The sequence below is a fragment of the Streptococcus panodentis genome, from assembly GCF_017884005.1.
In the GTDB taxonomy this organism is placed as follows: domain Bacteria; phylum Bacillota; class Bacilli; order Lactobacillales; family Streptococcaceae; genus Streptococcus; species Streptococcus panodentis.
The window spans coordinates 33,372-52,493 of the sequence record NZ_QFAY01000010.1 but is presented as its reverse complement, the minus strand read 5'-3'; the positions used below and the strand labels follow the sequence as shown (position 1 = coordinate 52,493).

Below are 19,122 nucleotides of genomic sequence, written 5' to 3'. Positions count from 1 at the left end.
ATGAAAAAGAATTTAAAAATAAATGCTTTATGGCTCGGCCTGCTGCTGATTGGCTATGTGCTGATAACAGTTTTGGTCAGTGCCGGTGTCCTCAATGCCTTCTATATCCAAATCTTTGAACAAATCGGCATCAATATTATTATGGCTGTCGGTCTCAATCTCATTGTAGGATTTTCCGGTCAGTTCTCGCTGGGCCATGCTGGCTTCATGGCGATCGGTGCCTATGCTGTCGCCATTATCGGCTCTAAATCGCCTACCTATGGTGCTTTCTTTGCTGCTATGCTGGTCGGTGCCCTCATCGCCGGTGCCGTGGCTCTGACAGTAGGGATTCCTACCCTTCGTCTCAAAGGGGACTATCTGGCTATCGCCACTCTGGGAGTATCAGAGATTATCCGTATCCTCATCATCAATGGCGGGGAGCTGACCAATGGTGCGGCCGGTATCACCTATATTCCGCCTTTTACCTCTTGGCAGATGGTCTATCTCTTTGCTGTTATTACAACGATTTTGACCATCAATTTCCTGCGCAGTCCGATGGGCCGCAGCACTCTGGCCGTCCGCGAAGACGAGATTGCGGCCGAGTCTGTTGGGGTTCATACGACCAAGGTCAAGGTAACCGCCTTTGTATTCGGTGCGATTACCGCGTCAATTGCGGGTTCGCTGCAGGCTGGTTTTGTCGGCTCAGTGGTGCCAAAGGATTACTCTTTTACGAATACGATTAACATTTTGATTATTGTCGTCTTTGGCGGTCTGGGATCGATGACCGGGACGGTTGTTGCAGCCGTAGTTCTAGGCGTTCTCAATATGCTGCTGCAGGATGTATCCAGCATTCGGATGATTGTCTATTCACTGGCCTTGATTTTAGTCATGATTTTCCGGCCGGGCGGCCTTCTGGGCACTTGGGAGCTGAGCTTATCCAAACTCTTTAAGAAGCATAAGGAGGTCAAAGAATAATGGCACTGCTTGATGTAAAAAAATTAACCAAAAACTTTGGCGGTCTAACAGCTGTCAGTGATGTGACGCTGGAGCTGAATGAAGGGGAGCTGGTCGGTCTGATTGGCCCTAACGGTGCTGGCAAGACCACTCTTTTCAATCTCCTGACAGGCGTCTACGAGCCCAGCGAAGGGACGGTCACTCTGGACGGGCATCTGCTCAATGGCAAGATTCCTTACAAGATTGCGGCCCTGGGCCTCAGCCGGACCTTTCAGAATATTCGTCTTTTTAAGGATTTAACTGTTTTGGACAACGTTCTGATTGCCTTTGGCAACCACCACAAAGCGCATGTCTTTGCCTCTTTCTTCCGCCTGCCGGCTTACTATAAGAATGAGGAGGAGCTGAAGACCAAGGCTTTGGAACTGCTGAAAATCTTTGATTTGGACAAGGAAGCAGAGACGCTGGCGAAAAATCTGGCCTATGGCCAGCAGCGCCGCTTGGAAATCGTACGGGCTTTGGCGACAGAGCCTAAGATTCTCTTTCTGGATGAGCCTGCTGCCGGTATGAATCCTCAGGAAACAGCAGAGCTGACGGCCTTGATCCGCCGGATTAAAAATGAGTTCAACATTACCATTATGCTGATTGAGCATGATATGAGTCTGGTCATGGAAGTGACGGAGCGGATCTATGTGCTGGAATACGGCCGTTTGATTGCCCATGGCACTCCAGACGAAATCAAGAACGATAAACGCGTTATCGAAGCTTATCTAGGAGGTGAAGCCTAATGCCCATGCTTAAAGTTGAGAATCTCTCTGTTCATTACGGCATGATTCAGGCTGTCCGCGATGTCAGCTTTGAAGTCAATGAAGGGGAAGTTGTTTCCCTGATCGGGGCCAACGGTGCCGGTAAGACAACAATCCTCCGCACCATTTCCGGACTGGTCCGCCCGAGTGCCGGCAAGATTGAATTTTTAAACAGACCGATTCAAAAAGTTCCTGCTCAGAAAATCGTAGCTGCGGGGCTTTCCCAAGTGCCGGAAGGCCGCCATGTTTTTCCGGGGCTGACGGTGCTGGAAAATTTGGAAATGGGTGCCTTTCTGAAGAAGGACCGTGAAGAAAATCAGGCTAATCTCAAAAAAGTTTTTTCCCGCTTCCCTCGCTTGGAGGAACGGAAAAATCAAGATGCTGCGACCCTTTCAGGAGGAGAGCAGCAGATGCTGGCCATGGGCCGAGCTCTGATGAGCCAGCCCAAGCTGCTTCTCTTGGATGAGCCGTCAATGGGCTTGGCGCCCATCTTTATCCAGGAAATTTTCGATATTATCCAAGATATCCAAAAGCAGGGGACAACTGTCCTGCTGATCGAGCAGAATGCCAACAAGGCTCTGTCCATTGCAGACCGCGGCTATGTCCTGGAAACCGGCAAAATTGTCCTCTCAGGTACAGGAGAAGAACTTCTGGCCTCAGACGAAGTCCGCAAAGCCTATCTAGGTGGCTAAAACTGGACTGACGTCCAGTTTTAGGTTGGGGAGGAAAAACAGAGTTTTCCTCAATGTAGGAGCTTTTTGAAGTCTAAAAGACGAACAAAAAGTCCAATCAGCTACCGCGTCAAGAGTTTTTTACCAAAATAAAGCGAAACTGAAGGACTTTTTATACAGTATCTTCCCAAAGATACATCCCTCTGTGGGTGAGGACGCAGCCATCATGGGAGTCTGTCTCAGCCTCTTTGAGCAATCAGCTACCGCGCCAAAAGTTTTTTACCAAAACAAAGCGAGACTGAAAGCCTTTTTATACGGTATCTTCTAAAAGATACATCCCTCTGCGAGTGAGGACACAGCCATCATGGGAGTCTGTCTCAGCCTCACCTTATGTTAGAATCCGGAGATTGTTTCAGGTTGTGGATGAGAACTCGCGGCAGCGAGTTTTCGTTTTATTAAGGTTCGGTGGCCCTTTTTAAGCTGCGGCTAAAGAAAACGAAGTTTTCATTAAAACAGTCCGGCGGGTATTTTTAGACTGCGAATAAAGCGGCTGTGTTAAAATTCTTCCAATAGCAAAAACGCATAAAATCAAATGATTGCAATAACATTGATTTTATGCGTTTTTTTTACTATCAATCATCGTATTTTTGTTTGGGATTAAATGTCTGCCCAGCCTTTGTCTGTAGAAAAAAAGCAGTGCATAGCATCATACACTGCTGATTAATCGAAACAAATTTGTATATATGGCTGACTAGTTTAAGATTGGCTGACGGCTTTTATGTCGCGTTCTAAGCATCGGCTGCAAAGAGATTAGGAGAACAGACTGTATCCAAGGTAGAACATAATAGCAAAGATAATAATGGCGATGATGAGCTGAACAGGTTTTGGCAGGTTATTCAATTTTTCTGTTACATTCTTCATGGTTTTTCTCCGATTTCACTAATATTTAATCCTATTATATCATTAGTGCGCGATGATTTCAATCGGTATTTTGCTTTTATAGTCTTTTAGTTAGCTTTTAGCAGTGAAACTGTCCGGGGGACAGTTTCAGCCTATCGCTTAACATACAGGACGATAGGACAGCGAGCTGCCCAAAACCTCCAGTGGAAGTTTTGAGGTGGCAGATAAAGCTTCCGCTAGGAAGTGTCAAAAGAGTCTTATACGGTATCTTCTAAAAGATCCATCCCTCTGTGGGTGAGGGCGCAGCCGTCATGGGAGTCTGTCCCACCGCCTTTGGGATGGCCAGTTAACGACGGAATAAAAGAGAAGCTAAATGACGATAAATCAAAGACAAGATACCTAGCCGGCAGCTTTCGCCAATTTTCCCAATCGCGGAATTTTTCTAAATTTTGAAAACTTAGGCAAAGATATTGAAAGCGTTTGAAATCGGCTGCAAAATAAAGTATAATAAGCATAAGAAATACGGATAGGAAGAAGAGGGAACTCTTATGGCAGTTAAAGATTTTATGACCCGAAAGGTAGTCTATATCAGCCCGGATACGACGGTTGCCCATGCGGCAGATATGATGCGCGATCAGAAGCTGCACCGTCTGCCGGTCATTGAAAATGACAGGCTGGTGGGCTTGGTGACGGAGGGAACGATTGCGGAGGCCAGTCCGTCCAAGGCGACCAGTCTGTCCATCTATGAGATGAATTACCTGCTCAATAAAACCAAGGTTGGTGATGTCATGATCCACGATGTCATCACCGTTTCGCAGTTTGCCAGTCTGGAAGATGCGACCTATCTGATGCTAAAAAATAAAATCGGCATTCTGCCGGTAGTGGATAACGAGCAGCTTTACGGGGTTATCACGGACCGTGATATTTTCAAGGCCTTTCTGGAAGTGTCTGGCTACGGCGAAGAAGGTGTCCGTATGCGCTTTGTGACGGAAGATAAGGTCGGAGTTCTGGAGCAGATCATCCGCCTGCTGGTGGAGGAGAACATTAATATTTCCAATACGGTCAATATCCCCCGCAAGGACGGCAAGGTGGTCATTGAAGTTCAGATTGACGGCCAGCTGGATGTAGATGCTGTCAAAAGCAAGTTTGAACAGCACCAGATTCAGATAGCAGAGATTACCCATACTTCAGCTAAAGCTTTATAGGCATGAAAAAAGCCTCCTTTGATGAGGCTTTTAACGTACAATCGGCTGTTTATTAGCATCCAGAGTGAAGCCTTCGCCCAAAATTTCATGAGCTTCGGTAATGGTGGTGAAAGCAAAGGGATCGATGCTGTTGATGATTTTTTTCATTTGCTGCATTTCATTACGGGAAACGACGCAGTAGACAATCTGCAAGTCCTGCTGGCTGTAAAAGCCCTGACCATTGAGGTAGGTGACACCGCGTTCCAGCTTGTCATTGATGGCCTGAGCCAGCTCGGTAGGCTTGCTGCTGACAATCAGGAAGCCTTTTCCGGCAAAGCCGCCTTCGGCAATGAGGTCGATGACGCGGGAGGTGATAAAGACGAACATCAGGGTATAGGAAACCATGCGCAGGTCCTTGAAAACCAGAAGAACCAAGGTGATGACTACAAAATCGACCGTCAGCATGAGCCTGCCCATGGAAATACTGGTGTATTTGTTAAAGATACGGGCGACGATATCGGTGCCGCCGGTGGTACCGCCAGCATTGAAAATGATTCCCAGTCCAGCCCCCAGGATAATTCCTGTTGCCAGACAGGCTATCAGCACATCGCCCTTTAAAGCCGTAAACAGATAATCCTGCAGGGATTTGGAAGCTGGCAGCAGTTCAAAAATCTTCAGCCAGGCCGAGACAGAAAAAGTTCCCAGAACGCTGAGGTAAAGGGTTCGAGGCCCCAGCAGCTTCCAGGCGATGATAAAGAGGGGAATATTGATAATCAGGTTGGTCGTCGAGACCGGAATTTTGAAAAGATAGTAGACGATCAAGGTCAGGCCGGTAGCGCCGCCTTCGTATAGGTGAAAGGGAATAACCAGATAGTGAATCCCAAAAGAAAAAATTCCAGCCCCCACAATGATGGCCAGTATGTTTTTTAATTTAAACATGTCATCCTCCTAACTCTTTTCAAACATTTCTACTGAATATATTTTACCAAAAATTTGTAAGACTGAAAATACCCTGAAAACATTTTTTAGATAATTTCTTCTATAGGCTTTTGTCTTTTTTTTTGGTAAAATAAAGGTTATACTCAAACTATGAGAAGCCACACCAAACAGCTGGGCTTTCAAGGCTTTGTTTTGAGACTGCGGATATAGCCATCTTGGTTTGATTTGCGCTCTTAGCAGCCTCTTTGGACGGCGGTTGCCGCAAGCTTTGTCTGCTTTTGCTGCAGCCTTCTGCTGTGGGTTTGAAACAGAAAGAGTAGTAGATGAAAAAATGAAGAGCCTGGACTTCCTTGGGTCTAAGCTAAAGGTAAAAAATGAAAAAAGGTATTTTAATTTCGCTTGAAGGTCCGGAAGGTGCCGGAAAATCAAGCGTGCTGGAAGCCCTGCTTCCTTTTTTGGAAAACATTGGTACGGGGATTGTCACGACCCGAGAGCCAGGCGGTGTCAAGATTGCTGAAGATATTCGCGCTGTGATTCTGGACCCGGCTCATACGGAAATGGATGCTAAAACAGAGCTTTTGCTCTATATTGCCAGCCGCCGCCAGCACCTGGCTGAACGAGTCCTGCCGGCCTTGGATCAAGGCAAAACGGTCATCATGGATCGCTTTATCGACAGCTCGGTGGCCTATCAGGGCTATGGACGGGGGCTGAGTGTGACAGACATTGAATGGCTCAATCAGTTTGCGACGGACGGGCTTAAACCGGATCTGACTCTTTATTTTGATATTGACGTAGAGGAAGGGCTGGCCCGCATCGCCAAAAACCAAGACCGCGAAATCAATCGCCTGGATTTGGAAGGTTTGGGTCTGCATCAGCGGGTTCGGCAGGGGTATTTGGCTATTCTGGGAAAGGAGCCGGACCGCTTTGTCAAGATTGATGCCAGCCAGCCCTTGGATGCAGTTGTCAGGGACAGTCTTGCGGTTATTCAGAACCGTTTTGGAAAGCTATCATGAAAATAGAAACTTTACGGCAGATTCAGCCCAAGATTCTTGCAAGATTTCAGGGGATTTTGGAGCAGAACCGCCTTCATCACGCCTATTTATTTACCGGCGCTTTTGCCAGTTTTGATATGGCGCAGGTGCTGGCTCAGAGCCTTTTCTGTGAGAATAAACAGGGAGTCTGGCCTTGCCAGTCCTGCCGTACCTGCCGCTTGATTGCTGCTGAAGAATTTTCTGATGTTACCGTGCTTCGGCCGGCCGGCGGGATTATCAAAACCGATCGAGTCCGTGAACTGGTGCGGAATTTCTCTCAGAGCGGTCTGGAAAGCAGCCGGCAGGTTTTCATCATCTGCGAGGCAGACAAGATGCACCTCAATGCTGCTAATTCTCTTTTGAAGGTCATTGAGGAGCCGCAGAGTGAGATTTATGTCTTTCTTCTGAGTGCGGATGAGCAGCTGATTCTGCCGACGATTAAAAGCCGGACACAGGTGTTTCATTTTTTGAAAAATAAGCCTGCTTTGCAGTACAGTTTGGAGCAGGCTGGCTTGGTCAAAAGCCGGGCAGAATTTCTGGCTGCCTACAGTCAGACTCAGGAAGAAGCTGATCGCTTGTCTGATAACTCTGCCTTCTTTGATCTGGTCAGTGAGTGCGAGCGCTTTGTCAAAGAGCTATTGGCAAGACCTGATCAGGCCTATCTGCAGGTCTCGCGTGTGGCCAAAGCAGCAGATGAAAAAGACAGGCAGGATCAGGTTTTTAAGGTATTGGAAATACTCTTTGCTAGAGAAATGATGCAGAAAAAAGGCCGGCAGGCTTTGGCAGCTCTGCTGCAGGCCAAGAAGATGTGGCAGGCCAATGTTTCTTTCCAAAATGCCTTGGAATATATGGTGTTAAATGAGCGATGGTGAGCAGAAAAAGGAGGAGCGCTTCATGGATAAAAGGGATTTGTTTGATGCTTTGGATGATTTTTCCCAGACACTTTTGGTGACTCTGGCAGAAGTCGAGGCCATCAAGAAACATCTTAAAAGCGTAGTGGAAGAAAATACGGCCCTGCGCCTGGAAAATGATAAATTAAGAGAACGCTTGGGCGAGGTAGAAGCAACTGCTCCGGCCAAGGGGCATAAAAGCCGGGATAATCTGCGTAAGATTTATGCGGACGGTTTTCATATTTGTACGGATTTTTACGGTCAGCGCCGGGAAAATGATGCAGAATGCATGTTCTGTGACGAGCTGCTGTTTAGGGAGTAGAGATGCAGATTCAAAGAAGTTTTAAGGACCATTCTGCCTATGGCAGGCTTTATCTGGTCGCGACCCCTATCGGCAATCTGGATGACATGAGCATCCGCATGATTGAGACTCTGAAAGCAGTGGATCTGATTGCGGCGGAGGATACCAGAAATACTGGACTTCTGCTCAAGCATTTTCATATTGCGACCAAGCAAATCAGCTTTCATGAGCATAATGCCCGGGAGAAAATACCGGTCTTGCTGGATCTGCTGAAGAAAGGGCAAAGTATTGCTCAGGTTTCGGATGCCGGCCTGCCCAGTATTTCCGATCCTGGTCATGATTTAGTCAAAGCGGCCATCAGCCAAGACATTGCTGTTGTGACAGTGCCTGGGCCCAGTGCTGGGATTTCAGCTTTGATTGCCAGCGGCCTGCTGCCTCAGCCTCATATTTTCTATGGCTTCCTGCCCAGAAAGGCTGGCCAGCAGAAGGAGTTTTTCAGCAGCAAAATGGCCTATCCCGAGACTCAGATTTTCTATGAATCGCCTCATCGGGTTCGGGCAACGCTGGAAAATATGCTGCAGGTTTACGGCGATCGTTCGGCTGTCTTGGTTCGCGAATTGACCAAGCTTTATGAAGAATACCAGCGGGGATTGATTTCGGAGCTGATAGACCATCTGGCTCAGCATCCGCCCAAGGGCGAGTGCCTCCTGATTGTCGAGGGAGCCCGGGAAGAAAAAAGAGAAATGGCAGATGCTGATCTTTTGGCGGAGATTGCCGTTCTGGTCGAATCTGGCAGCAAAACAAATCAGGCTGTCAAAGATATTGCCAAAAAATACGGCCGAAATAAGAGTGAGCTCTATGCCTTGTATCACAGTCAGTGACCCAGCAGCCTTTCTTTGGCGGTCGATCGGAAGCTTATCTTGAAAATTTTCGGCTTCGCTCTTTGGTTTTAAATCGCCCTGTCCCCACTCCAAGGCTTCAGAGGGACTGTTGGAGGTTGGGAATAAGGCAGACGCACCTTTCGTCAGTCCTGGCAGTATAGGGGCGGAAAGCTCGGGGAATTTTTTCAGTCCGAGCTCAGAAATGGGAGAGCGGGCAGCAGCCAAAGCAGGACAAGCCTGTACCGGACAGAAGGCCAGTACTGCTGAGACTTCCTAAGAGGCTTTTATCTGCCGTCTCAAGGTGTTTGGTGTGCATTCTGGTAGTTGGAGTAAGCAGCCTCTTATAAAAAAAGAATTTTCAGCCGGAAGTTTAACAGAGTGTTTTGAAACCGAAGAATTATCAAAAAACTGACAGGAGTCAGTTTTTTTGATTTGTGTAAGAAAATATAACATAAAAACAAAAAGAACTAAAAGCTTGTTTTTACGGTCTCTGTCGGCAGTTCGGGCATTGTTTTGTCAGAATATTTCAAAAAATCCTTTACACAAAGAAAATTTTATGTTATATTATCTAACATAAAAACAAAAAGGAGTTTCTATATGGATAGTGGAAGTACAGCTTTTATCTTATTAGCAGCAGCCATGGTTTTCTTGATGACGCCTGGTTTAGCCTTTTTCTACGGCGGTTTAGGCCGCAGGAAGAATGTCATCAATACCATGATGATGTCCATTGCCCCCATCGCTCTGGCGGTCTGTCTCTGGATAATCTGCGGCTATTCCCTCTCTTTTGCTGGTCAGGGAGATTTTGTTGGTAATTTTTCTTACATATTTTTTCAAGGTGTCAGTGAAACAGAGAGTTCTCTGGGAAATCAAATTTCAGATATAGCTTTTTCAGCCTTTCAAATGATGTTTTCCATTATTGCTGTTGCTATTGTGACAGGTTCAGTGGCCGGCCGGATGAGGTTTACGCCGCTGCTCTTCTTTATGGCCGGCTGGCTGCTTCTGATTTACTATCCCTTGGCTCACATGGTCTGGGGCGGAGGGCTCTTGGCCAAAATCGGAGCTCTTGATTTTGCTGGCGGCGATGTGGTGCATATTTCTTCTGGTGTGACCGGGCTGGTACTGGCTCTTGCTGTCGGCCGGCGGCGGGATTTTCAGCGGCTGGACTATCGGCCGCACAACATCCCCTTTGTCCTCTTGGGGACGGGTCTCTTGGCTTTTGGCTGGTTTGGTTTTAATGCTGGATCCGCGCTTGAGGCGAATGGAGCGGCAGTTCATGCTTTTATGACGACCATCTTGTCTGCAGCGGCTGCCATGTTTTCTTGGCTGCTGTTAGAGAAAGCTCTTATCGGCAAGCCTTCTCTGGTCGGCGCTTCAACTGGCCTCATTGCCGGTCTGGTGGCTATTACACCGGGGGCGGCCTATGTTCCTTACTGGGCTGCTCTGCTGATTGGCTTGTTGGTCAGTCCAGTCTGCTATTTTGCGATTTCTGTTTTAAAGGTAAAATTAGGCTATGATGATGCTTTGGATGCCTTCGGCTGTCATGGCATCGGCGGTCTTTACGGCGGTCTGATGACGGCTCTCTTTACCAGTCCGCAGCTGACTCCGGAAGCGGGCAATTACGGTCTGTTTTTTGGCAGCAGCCACCTTTTGCTGGCTACTTTAGCTGCCATTGCCTTGACTCTGGTTTGGTCAGCCCTTATTGCCTGGCTTTTGATTCGATTGATTGGCATGTTTACACCCCTGCGGGTCAGCGACCGGGCGGAAGCTCTGGGTCTGGATGACAGTGAGCACGAGGAAACAGCCTATCCAACCTTTATGGGCCTGGATTCTTAGAAATGAAAACAGCCGGAGTGCTGTATGAAAAGAGATACAATAAGGAAGGAGTAAGAAAATGAAGAAAATTGAGGCTGTCATTCGGACTGATAAACTGGAAGATATCAAGGAGGCCCTCTCTAAGGAAACGATTGCCAAAGGACTGACTGTCAGTCAGGTTCTGGGCCACGGCAATCAGCTGGGCTTTGCGGAATATGTCAGGGGACAGAAGATTGTTCCCAGTCTGTTGGCCAAGGTCAAGATTGAAATTGTAGTCCGCGATGAGCAGGTTGAACAGCTGATTGACTTGATCTGTCAGGCAGTCAGAACCGGCGAAGTCGGTGATGGAAAGATTTTTGTCCTCCCAGTTGAGAAAGTCATCCGCATCCGCACCGGTCAGGAGGATGCAGAAGCTCTCTAGCTGAGTCTGATTATTTAAAAACAATCCTGATTGATTTCGGGATTGTTTTTGCAGCGGGAAAGAATGTGAGAGGAGATGATAAAGGTGTATTCTTTCTCCTTTATGTGTTATAATCATTTCATTGCTGGAAAAGATGAGCTATACTCTTCGGAAGCCTTTATAAACTTGGTCATACTCTTTCTATTTCTATTCAACCGTCGTTAGCGTTGAGTTGCTTCAGCCGATTGAGGGCTGAAAATAGGTGAAAAAGATTAAACCTGAGTTCAGAATCAGTATTTATAGCTAACTCCAGCAGCGAACCTCCTCTTTGCTGTCAACCGTTGTTAATGTTTTGAACATATGTTCAGCATTCCTGCAAAGCTTCGTCTGGGAAAGTCGCCTTCATAGTATAGTTTCTTAAAAATAAAATAGCGAAGCCGAAAATTTTCAGGATATATTTTGATATAGTTTTTTTCAATGAACTTTCCGTCTGTAGATGATGGTGCAGCTATCATGGGAGTTTGATTGACCACCAGATTTCACATCGATTTTTAATTTTTTTGAGGTGCTGATGCAATTACAGTTGAATTTGGATTTGATAGAAGGTTATAAAAATAACAGCCAAAAGGCTCGTGTGCTGACTGAAGACTGGGTCAGCCGGCAGGCTTATTGCCCAAATTGTGGTAAGAAACCTTTAACTCACTTTAAAAATAATCGCCCTGTTGCAGATTTTTTCTGCCAAAGCTGTTCAGAAGAATTTGAGCTAAAAAGCAAGGGAGGAAATTTTTCCTCCATCATCAATGATGGCGCTTATAAAACGATGATTGATCGTGTTCAGTCTGATAATCATCCCAACTTTTTCTTTTTGACCTACTCAAAAACTTATGAGGTTCAAAATTTTCTGATTCTTCCTAAGCAGTTTATAACAGTTGAGACTATTATCAAAAGAAAGCCGCTTGCTCCGACAGCAAGGCGAGCAGGCTGGATTGGCTGCAATATTGATTTGTCACAGGTGCCGTCAAAGGGGAGAGTCTTTCTTGTCAAAAGTGGTCAGGTTCGAGAGCCCGAATTAGTTTTTAAGCAATTTACTGAAACCTTGTTTATAAGGGAACAGCCCTTTGCTGCTAGAGGCTGGCTCTTAGAAATTCTCAAATGTATAGATAAAATCAAAGAGAGGGAATTTACCCTTGAACAAATGTATGGTTTTGAAAGTAACCTAAAGCTGATGTTTCCTAATAATAATCATATAAAGGAAAAAATTCGCCAGCAGCTGCAATTTCTTAGAGATAAAGAGATGATAGAATTTGTTGGAAGAGGGAGATACAGGAAACTGTGAAAAAACTGGCTGCCTGCTGCATCACAAGAAGTCTAAGTTTTTTGGAAGTTCAGTCTTTTAGTTTGCTTTTAGTAGTGGCGGTGGGACAGAGAGGCTGAAGGACTTTCCCAGCCTCAGCCTATCGCTTAACATACAGGACAATAGGGCAGTGCGCTGCTCAAAACCTCCAGTGGAGGTTTTGAGGTTGCGGATGGAGTGTCCGACAGGAAGCCATAAATAGTTGGTTTTTGAAGAAACGATTACTTGTCCGTCTCATTCTTGAAGTTTTAGATAAATCAGAAGCTTTCAGAGCTTCTTTTTTCTTCGCTTTTGTTCGGATTTTTCTTGTGAAAGAGCTTGCATATCAAGAAAAAATGGAAATTTTCAGAACATTATGGTATGATAGACAAAATCAATTTCGGAGGTAGGATATGACCATTTACAATTTCTCTGCTGGACCGGCAGTGTTGCCTAAGGAAGTGCTGAAAAAAGCTCAGGCAGAATTTCTGGACTATGCCCAGAGCGGCATGAGCGTGATGGAGCTGTCCCACCGATCCAAGGAATTTGACGATATCATTAAAAGCGCAGAAAGCCTGCTGCGTGAGCTCATGGATATTCCGGATAACTACCGGGTGCTTTTCCTGCAGGGCGGAGCTTCCACTCAGTTTTCCATGATTCCGCTCAATCTGGCTCAGGGCGGCAAGGCCTACTATCTGGTAGCAGGCTCTTGGGGTAAGAAGGCCTATACAGAGGCAGTCAAGCTGAGCAAAACCATTCCCTTTGAACCGATTCTGCTGGCTTCATCAGAGGAGGGGGCCTATACTGAAATCCCATCTTTTGATGAAGCAGCTATTGACCCGCAGGCAGCCTATGTGCATCTGACGACCAATAACACCATCGAAGGAACGGCTATCTATGACCTGCCGGCGACCAATGGCGTGCCGATTGTGGCTGATATGTCTTCCAACATTCTGGCAGCCCAATACCGGGTAGAAGATTTCGGCCTGATTTATGCCGGTGCCCAGAAAAATATCGGACCTGCTGGCGTGACGGTGGTTATCATCCGTGAAGACCTGCTCAATGATGAGCCTGTTCTGTCCAGCATGCTGGACTACCGTATCCAGGCTGACAATGTTTCCCTTTACAATACCCCGCCAACCTTTGCCATTTACATCGCTAAGCTGGTCTTTGAGTGGGTCAAGGAACTGGGCGGTGTAGCGGAAATGGAGCGACGCAACCGAGAAAAATCCGGCCTGCTCTATGATTTTATTGAGCAGTCTGACTTTTACCGCAGTCCGGTCCGTTACAAGGAGCAGCGCTCTGTAGCCAATATTCCTTTTGTATCGCCGAGTGCTGAGCTGGATGCCAAATTTAACAAAGAGGCGGCAGCAGCAGGATTTAAAAATATCAAAGGCCACCGCAGTGTGGGCGGCATGAGAGCCAGCCTCTACAATGCTTTCCCGCTCCAAGGGGTCAAGGACTTGATTGCCTTTATGCAGCAATTTGAAGAAGAAAACAGCTAGGAGAGGAAGCAGATGGTCTTTAGTGTCAAAACCTTTAACAATATCAATCAAATCGGGCTCAGAGAGCTGGGCAATGCTTTTCAGGTTGACGGCGATAAGTCTGGCAATCCTGATGCTTATATCCTGCGCAGCCAGCAGCTGCACGGTCAGGAATTTCCGGCTAATTTAAAAGCTATCGCCCGGGCTGGGGCCGGTACCAATAATATTCCGGTTGATGAGGCAACTGCTCGGGGCATTGTGGTTTTCAATACGCCGGGTGCCAATGCCAATGCCGTTAAGGAAGCCGTTCTGGCCTCTATCCTCCTGTCTGCCAGAGATTATATTGCGGCCAACAGCTGGGCAAACGGCCTGTCGGGTGCGGATGTTCCCAAGCAGGTGGAGGCCGGCAAGAAACAATTCGCCGGAAGCGAAATTTCTGACAAAACGCTGGGCGTTATCGGTCTGGGTGCCATCGGCGGACGCATTGCCAACGATGCCTATCGTCTGGGCATGAATGTGCTGGGCTACGATCCCTATGTTTCCATTGAGACAGCCTGGAATATCTCCAGCCATGTCAAGCGGGTGGCCGACATCAAGGAAATATTTGAAAAGAGCGACTACATCACTATCCATGTGCCTTTGACCGAGGAGACCCGTGCGACCTTTGATAAAGCTGCTTTTGATTTGATGCAGAAGGGAACGACCATTATCAACTTTGCCCGCGGTGAGCTGGTAGACAATGCTGCCCTCTTTGATGCTCTCGAAGCCGGTGTGCTCAAGCGCTATATCACGGACTTCGGTGTAGAGGAGCTGCTCAACCACCCGCAGATTACGGTCTTTCCGCACTTGGGCGGCTCGACCGAAGAGGCTGAGCTCAACTGCGCTATTATGGCCGGCAAGACCATCCGGCGTTTCATGGAAACCGGTGAGATTATCAACTCGGTCAATTTTCCCAATGTCCGTCAGGCTCTTTCAGCGCCTTACCGCATCACCTTGATTAATAAGAATGTGCCCAACATTGTGGCTCGGATTTCCACAGCGGTCAGCGATCTCAACATCAATATTGACAATATTATCAACCGCTCCAAGGGGGACTTTGCCTATACGCTGCTGGATTTGGATGAGTCCGATGAAGGCAAGATTCAGGAGCTGGTGGACAAGTTTGAGGCCAGCGACAATATCGTGCGCGTGCGCTTGATTAAGAAATAAGAAAAAACAGACGATCCTTTCCTAGAGGATGCGTCTCTGCCTGCCGATGAGCCTTCTCTGCTTGTCGGCTTTTTAAAATAAATCAGCCTCAGCTTGACAAGAAGGAGCCAGCTGGGCTATTATAAAGACGGAGGAACCATCATGTTGCAATTTATCGAATACCCTAAATGCTCTACCTGCCGCAAGGCCAAGGCGGAGCTCAGTCAGCTGGGTCTGGACTTTGAAGCAGTGGATATAGTCAAGGATACGCCCAGCAAGAGCCAGATTCTCAACTGGATAGAGAAGTCAGACTTTGAGCTCAAGGCTTTTTTCAACACCAGCGGTCTCAAGTATCGGGAGCTGGGCCTCAAAGAAAAAGTGCCACACCTAACTGCCCGAGAAGCCGCGGACCTGCTGGCCGCAGACGGCATGTTGATCAAGCGGCCGCTCTTGGTCCAGGACGGAAAAATCTTGCAGATTGGCTATCGGAAGACTTACGGAGAATTGGGATTGTAAATGAAGAAAACCGGGGTGACTCGGTTTTTGAGCTGTTCTGCTTGGGGCGCTTGAGATTTCATGGTATAATATTCCTATTCCAATCTTAGAAAGTAATAGTATGGTTTTATCAAAAAAACGGGCTCGTCATGTGCTGGAGGAGATTATTGCTCTGTTTCCAGATGCCAAACCTAGTCTGGATTTCCGCAATCATTTTGAACTGCTGGTGGCTGTTCTTCTGTCGGCTCAGACCACGGATGCGGCGGTTAATAAGGCGACTCCCGGTCTCTTTGCTGCCTACCCGACACCGGAGGCTATGGCCGCTGCTTCTGAGGCGGACATTGCCAAGCACATTTCCCGTCTAGGGCTCTACCGCAATAAGGCCAAGTTTCTGAAGAAGTGTGCCCAGCAGCTTCTGGATGATTTTGATGGTCAGGTGCCCCAGACCAGGACTGAACTGGAAAGTCTGGCCGGTGTCGGCCGTAAGACGGCCAATGTGGTCATGAGTGTAGGCTTTGGCATTCCGGCCTTTGCAGTTGATACCCATGTGGAGCGCATCTGCAAGCACCACGATATTGTCAAAAAGTCAGCTACGCCGCTGGAAGTAGAAAAGCGGGTCATGGATGTGCTGCCGCCCGAGCGCTGGCTGCCGGCCCATCAGGCTATGATTTACTTTGGACGGGCTATCTGCCATCCTAAAAATCCCGAATGCGACCACTATCCCCAGCTTTATGATTTCAAAGACATTTAAAAAGCGAGTCACATGACATCGCTTTTATTTGATGGGGAAGAAGGAGAAGAGGCATGACGACTAGGCCAAGGATGCCCCTTCGCTGAGCAAAGAAGAAGCAGCTGTCTTGGGTAAAACAGTCCGCTCCGCTGATTAGTAATAAACATTGAGATGAGAGGGCAGGACACGGATGGTCACCGGCAGTTCATCGCCTTCGTCGCCGTCAACGTTCACGCTGAGCTCTGCCTCAGGATTGACCAACTCTACCCGAATCTCCTTAAAGGTCAGGTATTCGATATTGTCGCTCTCTTCGCTATGACCTGTGATGAGCTCCGGTACAGCCGCTAAGGTGTCCAAAAGTGTTTTGTCCTTGAAGTAGAGGAGATGCAGCAGACCATCATTGACGGCTGCATCAGGAAGGATGCTCTCGAACCCTCCGATTGAGTTGGTGGAACCAATCAAAAGCGTGCTGCTTTTGATCGTGCGCTCTTCTCCGTCGATGGTTAAGCGGAATTCGTAAAAACTGGTATCCCTCAGCTGTTTAAAGCCTGAGATAAAGTAGGCCAGCTTCCCCCATTTTGTCTTTTCCTCTGGATCAACATTATTGATTGATTCTGGAATGGTCCCAATGGCCACGACATTCATGAAGTAGTCCTGATTCACCTTGCCGATGTCAAGCGGCTTCACCCTGTTAATATCAAGGTTTTGGATTGCCTCTTCAGAGTCTAGCGGAATCCCAAGAGCCCGCGCCAGATCATTGACCGTCCCAAGTGGGAAAAAGCCAAAATTAGGGCGGTAGTCGAGTTCGGCCAGGCCGCTGATTCCCTCATTGACCGTACCGTCGCCGCCCATGACAAAGACGCTGTCATAGCGGTCTTCGGCGGCTTCTTTAGCGAAAGCTGCTGCATCGCCGCCTTTTTCGGTATGCTTAACCATTACCTCATCAAAAAAGCTTTCCAGCTTTTTCTTTGCCAAATCTTCAAAAGACTTGGCTTTCTCGCCTCCTGCACTGGGATTGACAATTAATAGAACTTTAGACATAAACAGTCCTCTCTTTTTATTGATAAGCGTATTATACCATTATGAAAATATTTTATGCAAATATTTGGAACCGTTACCACTGAATAGCTGGAATTCCTCTTTCCTGAAATGCTTTCGATTAGGCTTATTTCAGACTGAATCCACAAATTCGCCTGCAGGCTCCAGCAGTTTCCCGGCTGTCAGAGCAAGGCGGCGCTGATAGGGTTTGAAGAGATTTTCGAGGAGGATAAGCTATTTATCCTTTCTGCTGGGCTGGCCTTTCATAGTTTGAATCCCCGGGATTCATAAAAAGGAAGATCGAAAAGGCGGTGGGACAGACTCCCATGATGGCTGCGCCCTCACCCGCAGAGGGAGCTATCTTTTGGAAGATACCGTATAAAATTTTTAAAAAATTTAGTTCCCTTCACTCTTTTGTTTCTAAGCTCAGGCTGAAAAGGTCTCCCAGACCTTTTCACTCCCAGTCCGCGAACCTCTCACAGTCCACCCGGACTGTGAGAGGTTGGGGATGAGGAAAACAGAGTTTTCCTCAATGTGGGAGCTTTTTGGAGTCTAAAAGACGAACAAAGTTGAGACTTGCTTCGCAAGTCCTATCCGCAACCTCAAAGCAGTGCTTTTGCTGCTTCCTCTCAGAAGCTTTATCTATAACCTCAAAACCTCCACTGGAGCTTTTGAGCAATCAGCTGCTGCGTCAAGAGTTTTTTACCAGAACAAAGCGAGACTGAAGGACTTTTGTCTCAGCCTCCTTTTAGAGCTTCCCTAAATTGCTTCTTTATTTTTATTGGAGCTGGTACATGATACTCCTTTTCCGAACCAGTCAATGGTCATTCAGTCATTAGAAAACCTTCCAATGAATCAAACTGATACCACTTGCCGTCAATCTGCTTCCAGCCTGTCGCCATACTGCCATCTGCTGGGTCGAAGTAAAACCAAGCTGGCTCAGGATGACCGAGGGTTCCGGGTAATTTATACCAGCCAGTCTGCATATCGCCATTTGTTGGATGGAAATAATAGCATTCGTTGTTTTTTCCGACTTGCTGTACCCCAGTCAGCATGTAGCCCTCGGCTGGGTCTAGATAATACCACTTGCCATTGATGTTCTGCCAGCCAGTCTGCATGTCGCCATTAGTAGGATCAAAATAATACCAAGATGTTTCCTTATAATCCCCGAAGCCCTTCAGCTGCTGCCAGCCCGTGAGCAGATAGCCGTGAACATTGAAGTAATAATATTTTCCGTTAATTTGATCCCATTTATTTCGCGGGTAACTGCCGTCAGTGTATTTGTACCACCAACCTTTAGCATCCTGTATCCACTGTCCGTCTGTCTTATTGACAATAACTGGTTTGATCTGGGCCTGTACAGGATTTCCTATGGGAACAGCCACTGCAGTCAAAAGCGCTCCAGCCAGTACCAGCTGAGCCGCAGCTAATTTTCTTTTCATCATCCGTCTCCTTTTTTAATGAAGTAAACGATAAACAGAGAATGGAGTTTTCACAGTCTGTAAACGTTTCCTACCTTAAAATAACATATTTTTTATAATTATTCAACTATAGTCTTTTAGTTTGCTTTTAGTAGTGTCAAGAGTTTTTTACCAAAACAAAGCGAGGCTGAAGGACTTTCGTCCCAGCCTCTTTGAGGTGGCGGATAAGGCTTCCGCTAGGAAGTGTCAGGCTGCTCAGCGGTCTGGGAGACTGTTGGAGCAAGGTGTCTGCCTCTTCATTTCATTCCGTAAATCTCAGGAAATAACCGTCCGGATCTAGAACGGCAAATTCCTGGGGATAAATGATTGTGTTTTCTACCCTAAATTCCCTTTTTATCAGCGGCCGGTGGATGGGATAATCCGCCTCTAGCAATTTCTGATAAAGGCCCGGCACATCCGCAATGCCAAAGGAAATATTGACACCGCGCCCGAAAGGATAGGTCAGCTGAGCTAATTCTTCTGCGCTGCCTTCTTCTAGCATAAGTTGGCAGTCTTCAAGCGAGAGAAAGAGAAATTTCTCTTCTAGACGCTCGTATTCGACAGAGAATCCTAGCAGGTCGCAGTAGAAGTGGCGTGATTTTTCGATGTCAGATACTACAAATTCAGGAATGACAGCTTGATAGTCCAT

At 47.1% G+C, this 19,122-nt stretch carries 19 protein-coding genes; 15 read left to right on the top strand and 4 right to left on the bottom strand.

Annotation, left to right across the window (positions count from 1 at the left end):
- The 4 genes from DHL47_RS05880 (at position 1) to DHL47_RS05865 (ending at position 4,512) form a co-directional block, all read left to right on the top strand.
- Positions 1-954, top strand: coding sequence for a branched-chain amino acid ABC transporter permease (locus DHL47_RS05880; protein ID WP_209551214.1), 954 nt, complete (start codon positions 1-3; stop codon positions 952-954).
- Positions 954-1,718 carry an ABC transporter ATP-binding protein gene (locus DHL47_RS05875; protein ID WP_128835692.1) on the top strand — a complete coding sequence of 255 codons (765 nt, stop codon included), beginning with the start codon at positions 954-956 and terminating at the stop codon, positions 1,716-1,718. Before DHL47_RS05880 ends, DHL47_RS05875 begins: the two co-directional genes overlap by 1 nt.
- Entirely contained in the window at positions 1,718-2,428 is a 711-nt protein-coding gene (locus DHL47_RS05870) for an ABC transporter ATP-binding protein (protein ID WP_128835695.1), read from the top strand. The genes DHL47_RS05875 and DHL47_RS05870 overlap by 1 nt, the downstream gene beginning before the upstream one ends.
- Before the next feature lie 1,427 nt (positions 2,429-3,855).
- Entirely contained in the window at positions 3,856-4,512 is a 657-nt protein-coding gene (locus tag DHL47_RS05865) for a CBS domain-containing protein (protein WP_128835697.1), read from the top strand.
- Between the two features lie 30 nt (positions 4,513-4,542).
- On the opposite strand, the gene DHL47_RS05860 is transcribed toward DHL47_RS05865, so the two are convergent.
- Positions 4,543-5,430 carry a YitT family protein gene (locus DHL47_RS05860; RefSeq protein ID WP_128835700.1) on the bottom strand — a complete coding sequence of 296 codons (888 nt, stop codon included), beginning with the start codon at positions 5,428-5,430 and terminating at the stop codon, positions 4,543-4,545.
- Between the two features lie 374 nt (positions 5,431-5,804).
- Here DHL47_RS05860 and tmk point away from each other — a divergent pair, with 374 nt between their 5' ends.
- From tmk to nth, 11 genes are all read left to right on the top strand, one after another.
- A complete protein-coding gene (gene tmk / locus DHL47_RS05855) occupies positions 5,805-6,443 on the top strand; it encodes a dTMP kinase (protein WP_209551213.1) in 639 nt (212 codons plus the stop codon).
- A complete protein-coding gene (locus tag DHL47_RS05850; protein ID WP_209551212.1) occupies positions 6,440-7,333 on the top strand; it encodes a DNA polymerase III subunit delta' in 894 nt (297 codons plus the stop codon). The genes tmk and DHL47_RS05850 overlap by 4 nt, the downstream gene beginning before the upstream one ends.
- A gap of 22 nt (positions 7,334-7,355) precedes the next feature.
- Positions 7,356-7,673: a DNA replication initiation control protein YabA gene (yabA, locus tag DHL47_RS05845; protein WP_128835708.1), complete on the top strand. Its 318-nt coding sequence runs from the start codon at positions 7,356-7,358 to the stop codon at positions 7,671-7,673.
- 2 nt (positions 7,674-7,675) lie between these two features.
- Positions 7,676-8,533, top strand: coding sequence for a 16S rRNA (cytidine(1402)-2'-O)-methyltransferase (rsmI, locus tag DHL47_RS05840; RefSeq protein ID WP_209551211.1), 858 nt, complete (start codon positions 7,676-7,678; stop codon positions 8,531-8,533).
- A 597-nt stretch (positions 8,534-9,130) separates the two neighbouring features.
- The gene (locus tag DHL47_RS05835) at positions 9,131-10,366 is read left to right on the top strand and encodes an ammonium transporter (RefSeq protein WP_209551210.1); all 1,236 of its coding nucleotides are present in this window, start codon (positions 9,131-9,133) and stop codon (positions 10,364-10,366) included.
- A 58-nt stretch (positions 10,367-10,424) separates the two neighbouring features.
- Positions 10,425-10,766 (top strand): P-II family nitrogen regulator, encoded by a 342-nt coding sequence (locus DHL47_RS05830; RefSeq protein ID WP_128835715.1) that lies wholly within the window; start codon positions 10,425-10,427, stop codon positions 10,764-10,766.
- 550 nt (positions 10,767-11,316) lie between these two features.
- Complete coding sequence (locus DHL47_RS05825; protein ID WP_128835718.1) at positions 11,317-12,081, top strand: DpnI domain-containing protein; 765 nt, start codon at positions 11,317-11,319, stop codon at positions 12,079-12,081.
- Between the two features lie 410 nt (positions 12,082-12,491).
- Entirely contained in the window at positions 12,492-13,583 is a 1,092-nt protein-coding gene (serC, locus tag DHL47_RS05820; protein WP_128835721.1) for a 3-phosphoserine/phosphohydroxythreonine transaminase, read from the top strand.
- 12 nt (positions 13,584-13,595) lie between these two features.
- A complete protein-coding gene (locus DHL47_RS05815) occupies positions 13,596-14,771 on the top strand; it encodes a 3-phosphoglycerate dehydrogenase family protein (protein WP_128835723.1) in 1,176 nt (391 codons plus the stop codon).
- Between the two features lie 141 nt (positions 14,772-14,912).
- On the top strand, positions 14,913-15,266 hold the full coding sequence (locus DHL47_RS05810; protein ID WP_209551209.1) for an arsenate reductase family protein: 354 nt from the start codon (positions 14,913-14,915) through the stop codon (positions 15,264-15,266).
- Positions 15,267-15,366: 100 nt separating this feature from the next.
- Positions 15,367-15,996: an endonuclease III gene (gene nth / locus DHL47_RS05805; RefSeq protein ID WP_209551208.1), complete on the top strand. Its 630-nt coding sequence runs from the start codon at positions 15,367-15,369 to the stop codon at positions 15,994-15,996.
- 132 nt (positions 15,997-16,128) lie between these two features.
- Here the strand turns inward: nth and DHL47_RS05800 are convergent, their stop codons facing one another.
- The 3 genes from DHL47_RS05800 to DHL47_RS05790 all read right to left on the bottom strand — a co-directional run bounded on the left by DHL47_RS05800 (position 16,129) and on the right by DHL47_RS05790 (position 19,122).
- Positions 16,129-17,016: a diacylglycerol/lipid kinase family protein gene (locus DHL47_RS05800; RefSeq protein WP_128835731.1), complete on the bottom strand. Its 888-nt coding sequence runs from the start codon at positions 17,014-17,016 to the stop codon at positions 16,129-16,131.
- Between the two features lie 821 nt (positions 17,017-17,837).
- On the bottom strand, positions 17,838-18,458 hold the full coding sequence (locus DHL47_RS05795; protein ID WP_209551207.1) for an N-acetylmuramoyl-L-alanine amidase family protein: 621 nt from the start codon (positions 18,456-18,458) through the stop codon (positions 17,838-17,840).
- 277 nt (positions 18,459-18,735) lie between these two features.
- Positions 18,736-19,122, bottom strand: coding sequence for a bleomycin resistance protein (locus DHL47_RS05790; RefSeq protein ID WP_128835736.1), 387 nt, complete (start codon positions 19,120-19,122; stop codon positions 18,736-18,738).

Excerpts from the sequence above, each read along its gene's own strand:
- DHL47_RS05880 (WP_209551214.1), top strand. The coding sequence starts at position 1 with ATGAAAAAGAATTTAAAAATAAATGCTTTATGGCTCGGCCTGCTGCTG.
- DHL47_RS05875 (WP_128835692.1), top strand. The coding sequence starts at position 954 with ATGGCACTGCTTGATGTAAAAAAATTAACCAAAAACTTTGGCGGTCTA.
- DHL47_RS05870 (WP_128835695.1), top strand. The coding sequence starts at position 1,718 with ATGCCCATGCTTAAAGTTGAGAATCTCTCTGTTCATTACGGCATGATT.
- DHL47_RS05865 (WP_128835697.1), top strand. The coding sequence starts at position 3,856 with ATGGCAGTTAAAGATTTTATGACCCGAAAGGTAGTCTATATCAGCCCG.
- DHL47_RS05860 (WP_128835700.1), bottom strand. The coding sequence starts at position 5,430 with ATGTTTAAATTAAAAAACATACTGGCCATCATTGTGGGGGCTGGAATT.
- tmk (WP_209551213.1), top strand. The coding sequence starts at position 5,805 with ATGAAAAAAGGTATTTTAATTTCGCTTGAAGGTCCGGAAGGTGCCGGA.
- DHL47_RS05850 (WP_209551212.1), top strand. The coding sequence starts at position 6,440 with ATGAAAATAGAAACTTTACGGCAGATTCAGCCCAAGATTCTTGCAAGA.
- yabA (WP_128835708.1), top strand. The coding sequence starts at position 7,356 with ATGGATAAAAGGGATTTGTTTGATGCTTTGGATGATTTTTCCCAGACA.
- rsmI (WP_209551211.1), top strand. The coding sequence starts at position 7,676 with ATGCAGATTCAAAGAAGTTTTAAGGACCATTCTGCCTATGGCAGGCTT.
- DHL47_RS05835 (WP_209551210.1), top strand. The coding sequence starts at position 9,131 with ATGGATAGTGGAAGTACAGCTTTTATCTTATTAGCAGCAGCCATGGTT.
- DHL47_RS05830 (WP_128835715.1), top strand. The coding sequence starts at position 10,425 with ATGAAGAAAATTGAGGCTGTCATTCGGACTGATAAACTGGAAGATATC.
- DHL47_RS05825 (WP_128835718.1), top strand. The coding sequence starts at position 11,317 with ATGCAATTACAGTTGAATTTGGATTTGATAGAAGGTTATAAAAATAAC.
- serC (WP_128835721.1), top strand. The coding sequence starts at position 12,492 with ATGACCATTTACAATTTCTCTGCTGGACCGGCAGTGTTGCCTAAGGAA.
- DHL47_RS05815 (WP_128835723.1), top strand. The coding sequence starts at position 13,596 with ATGGTCTTTAGTGTCAAAACCTTTAACAATATCAATCAAATCGGGCTC.
- DHL47_RS05810 (WP_209551209.1), top strand. The coding sequence starts at position 14,913 with ATGTTGCAATTTATCGAATACCCTAAATGCTCTACCTGCCGCAAGGCC.
- nth (WP_209551208.1), top strand. The coding sequence starts at position 15,367 with ATGGTTTTATCAAAAAAACGGGCTCGTCATGTGCTGGAGGAGATTATT.
- DHL47_RS05800 (WP_128835731.1), bottom strand. The coding sequence starts at position 17,016 with ATGTCTAAAGTTCTATTAATTGTCAATCCCAGTGCAGGAGGCGAGAAA.
- DHL47_RS05795 (WP_209551207.1), bottom strand. The coding sequence starts at position 18,458 with ATGATGAAAAGAAAATTAGCTGCGGCTCAGCTGGTACTGGCTGGAGCG.
- DHL47_RS05790 (WP_128835736.1), bottom strand. The coding sequence starts at position 19,122 with ATGGACTATCAAGCTGTCATTCCTGAATTTGTAGTATCTGACATCGAA.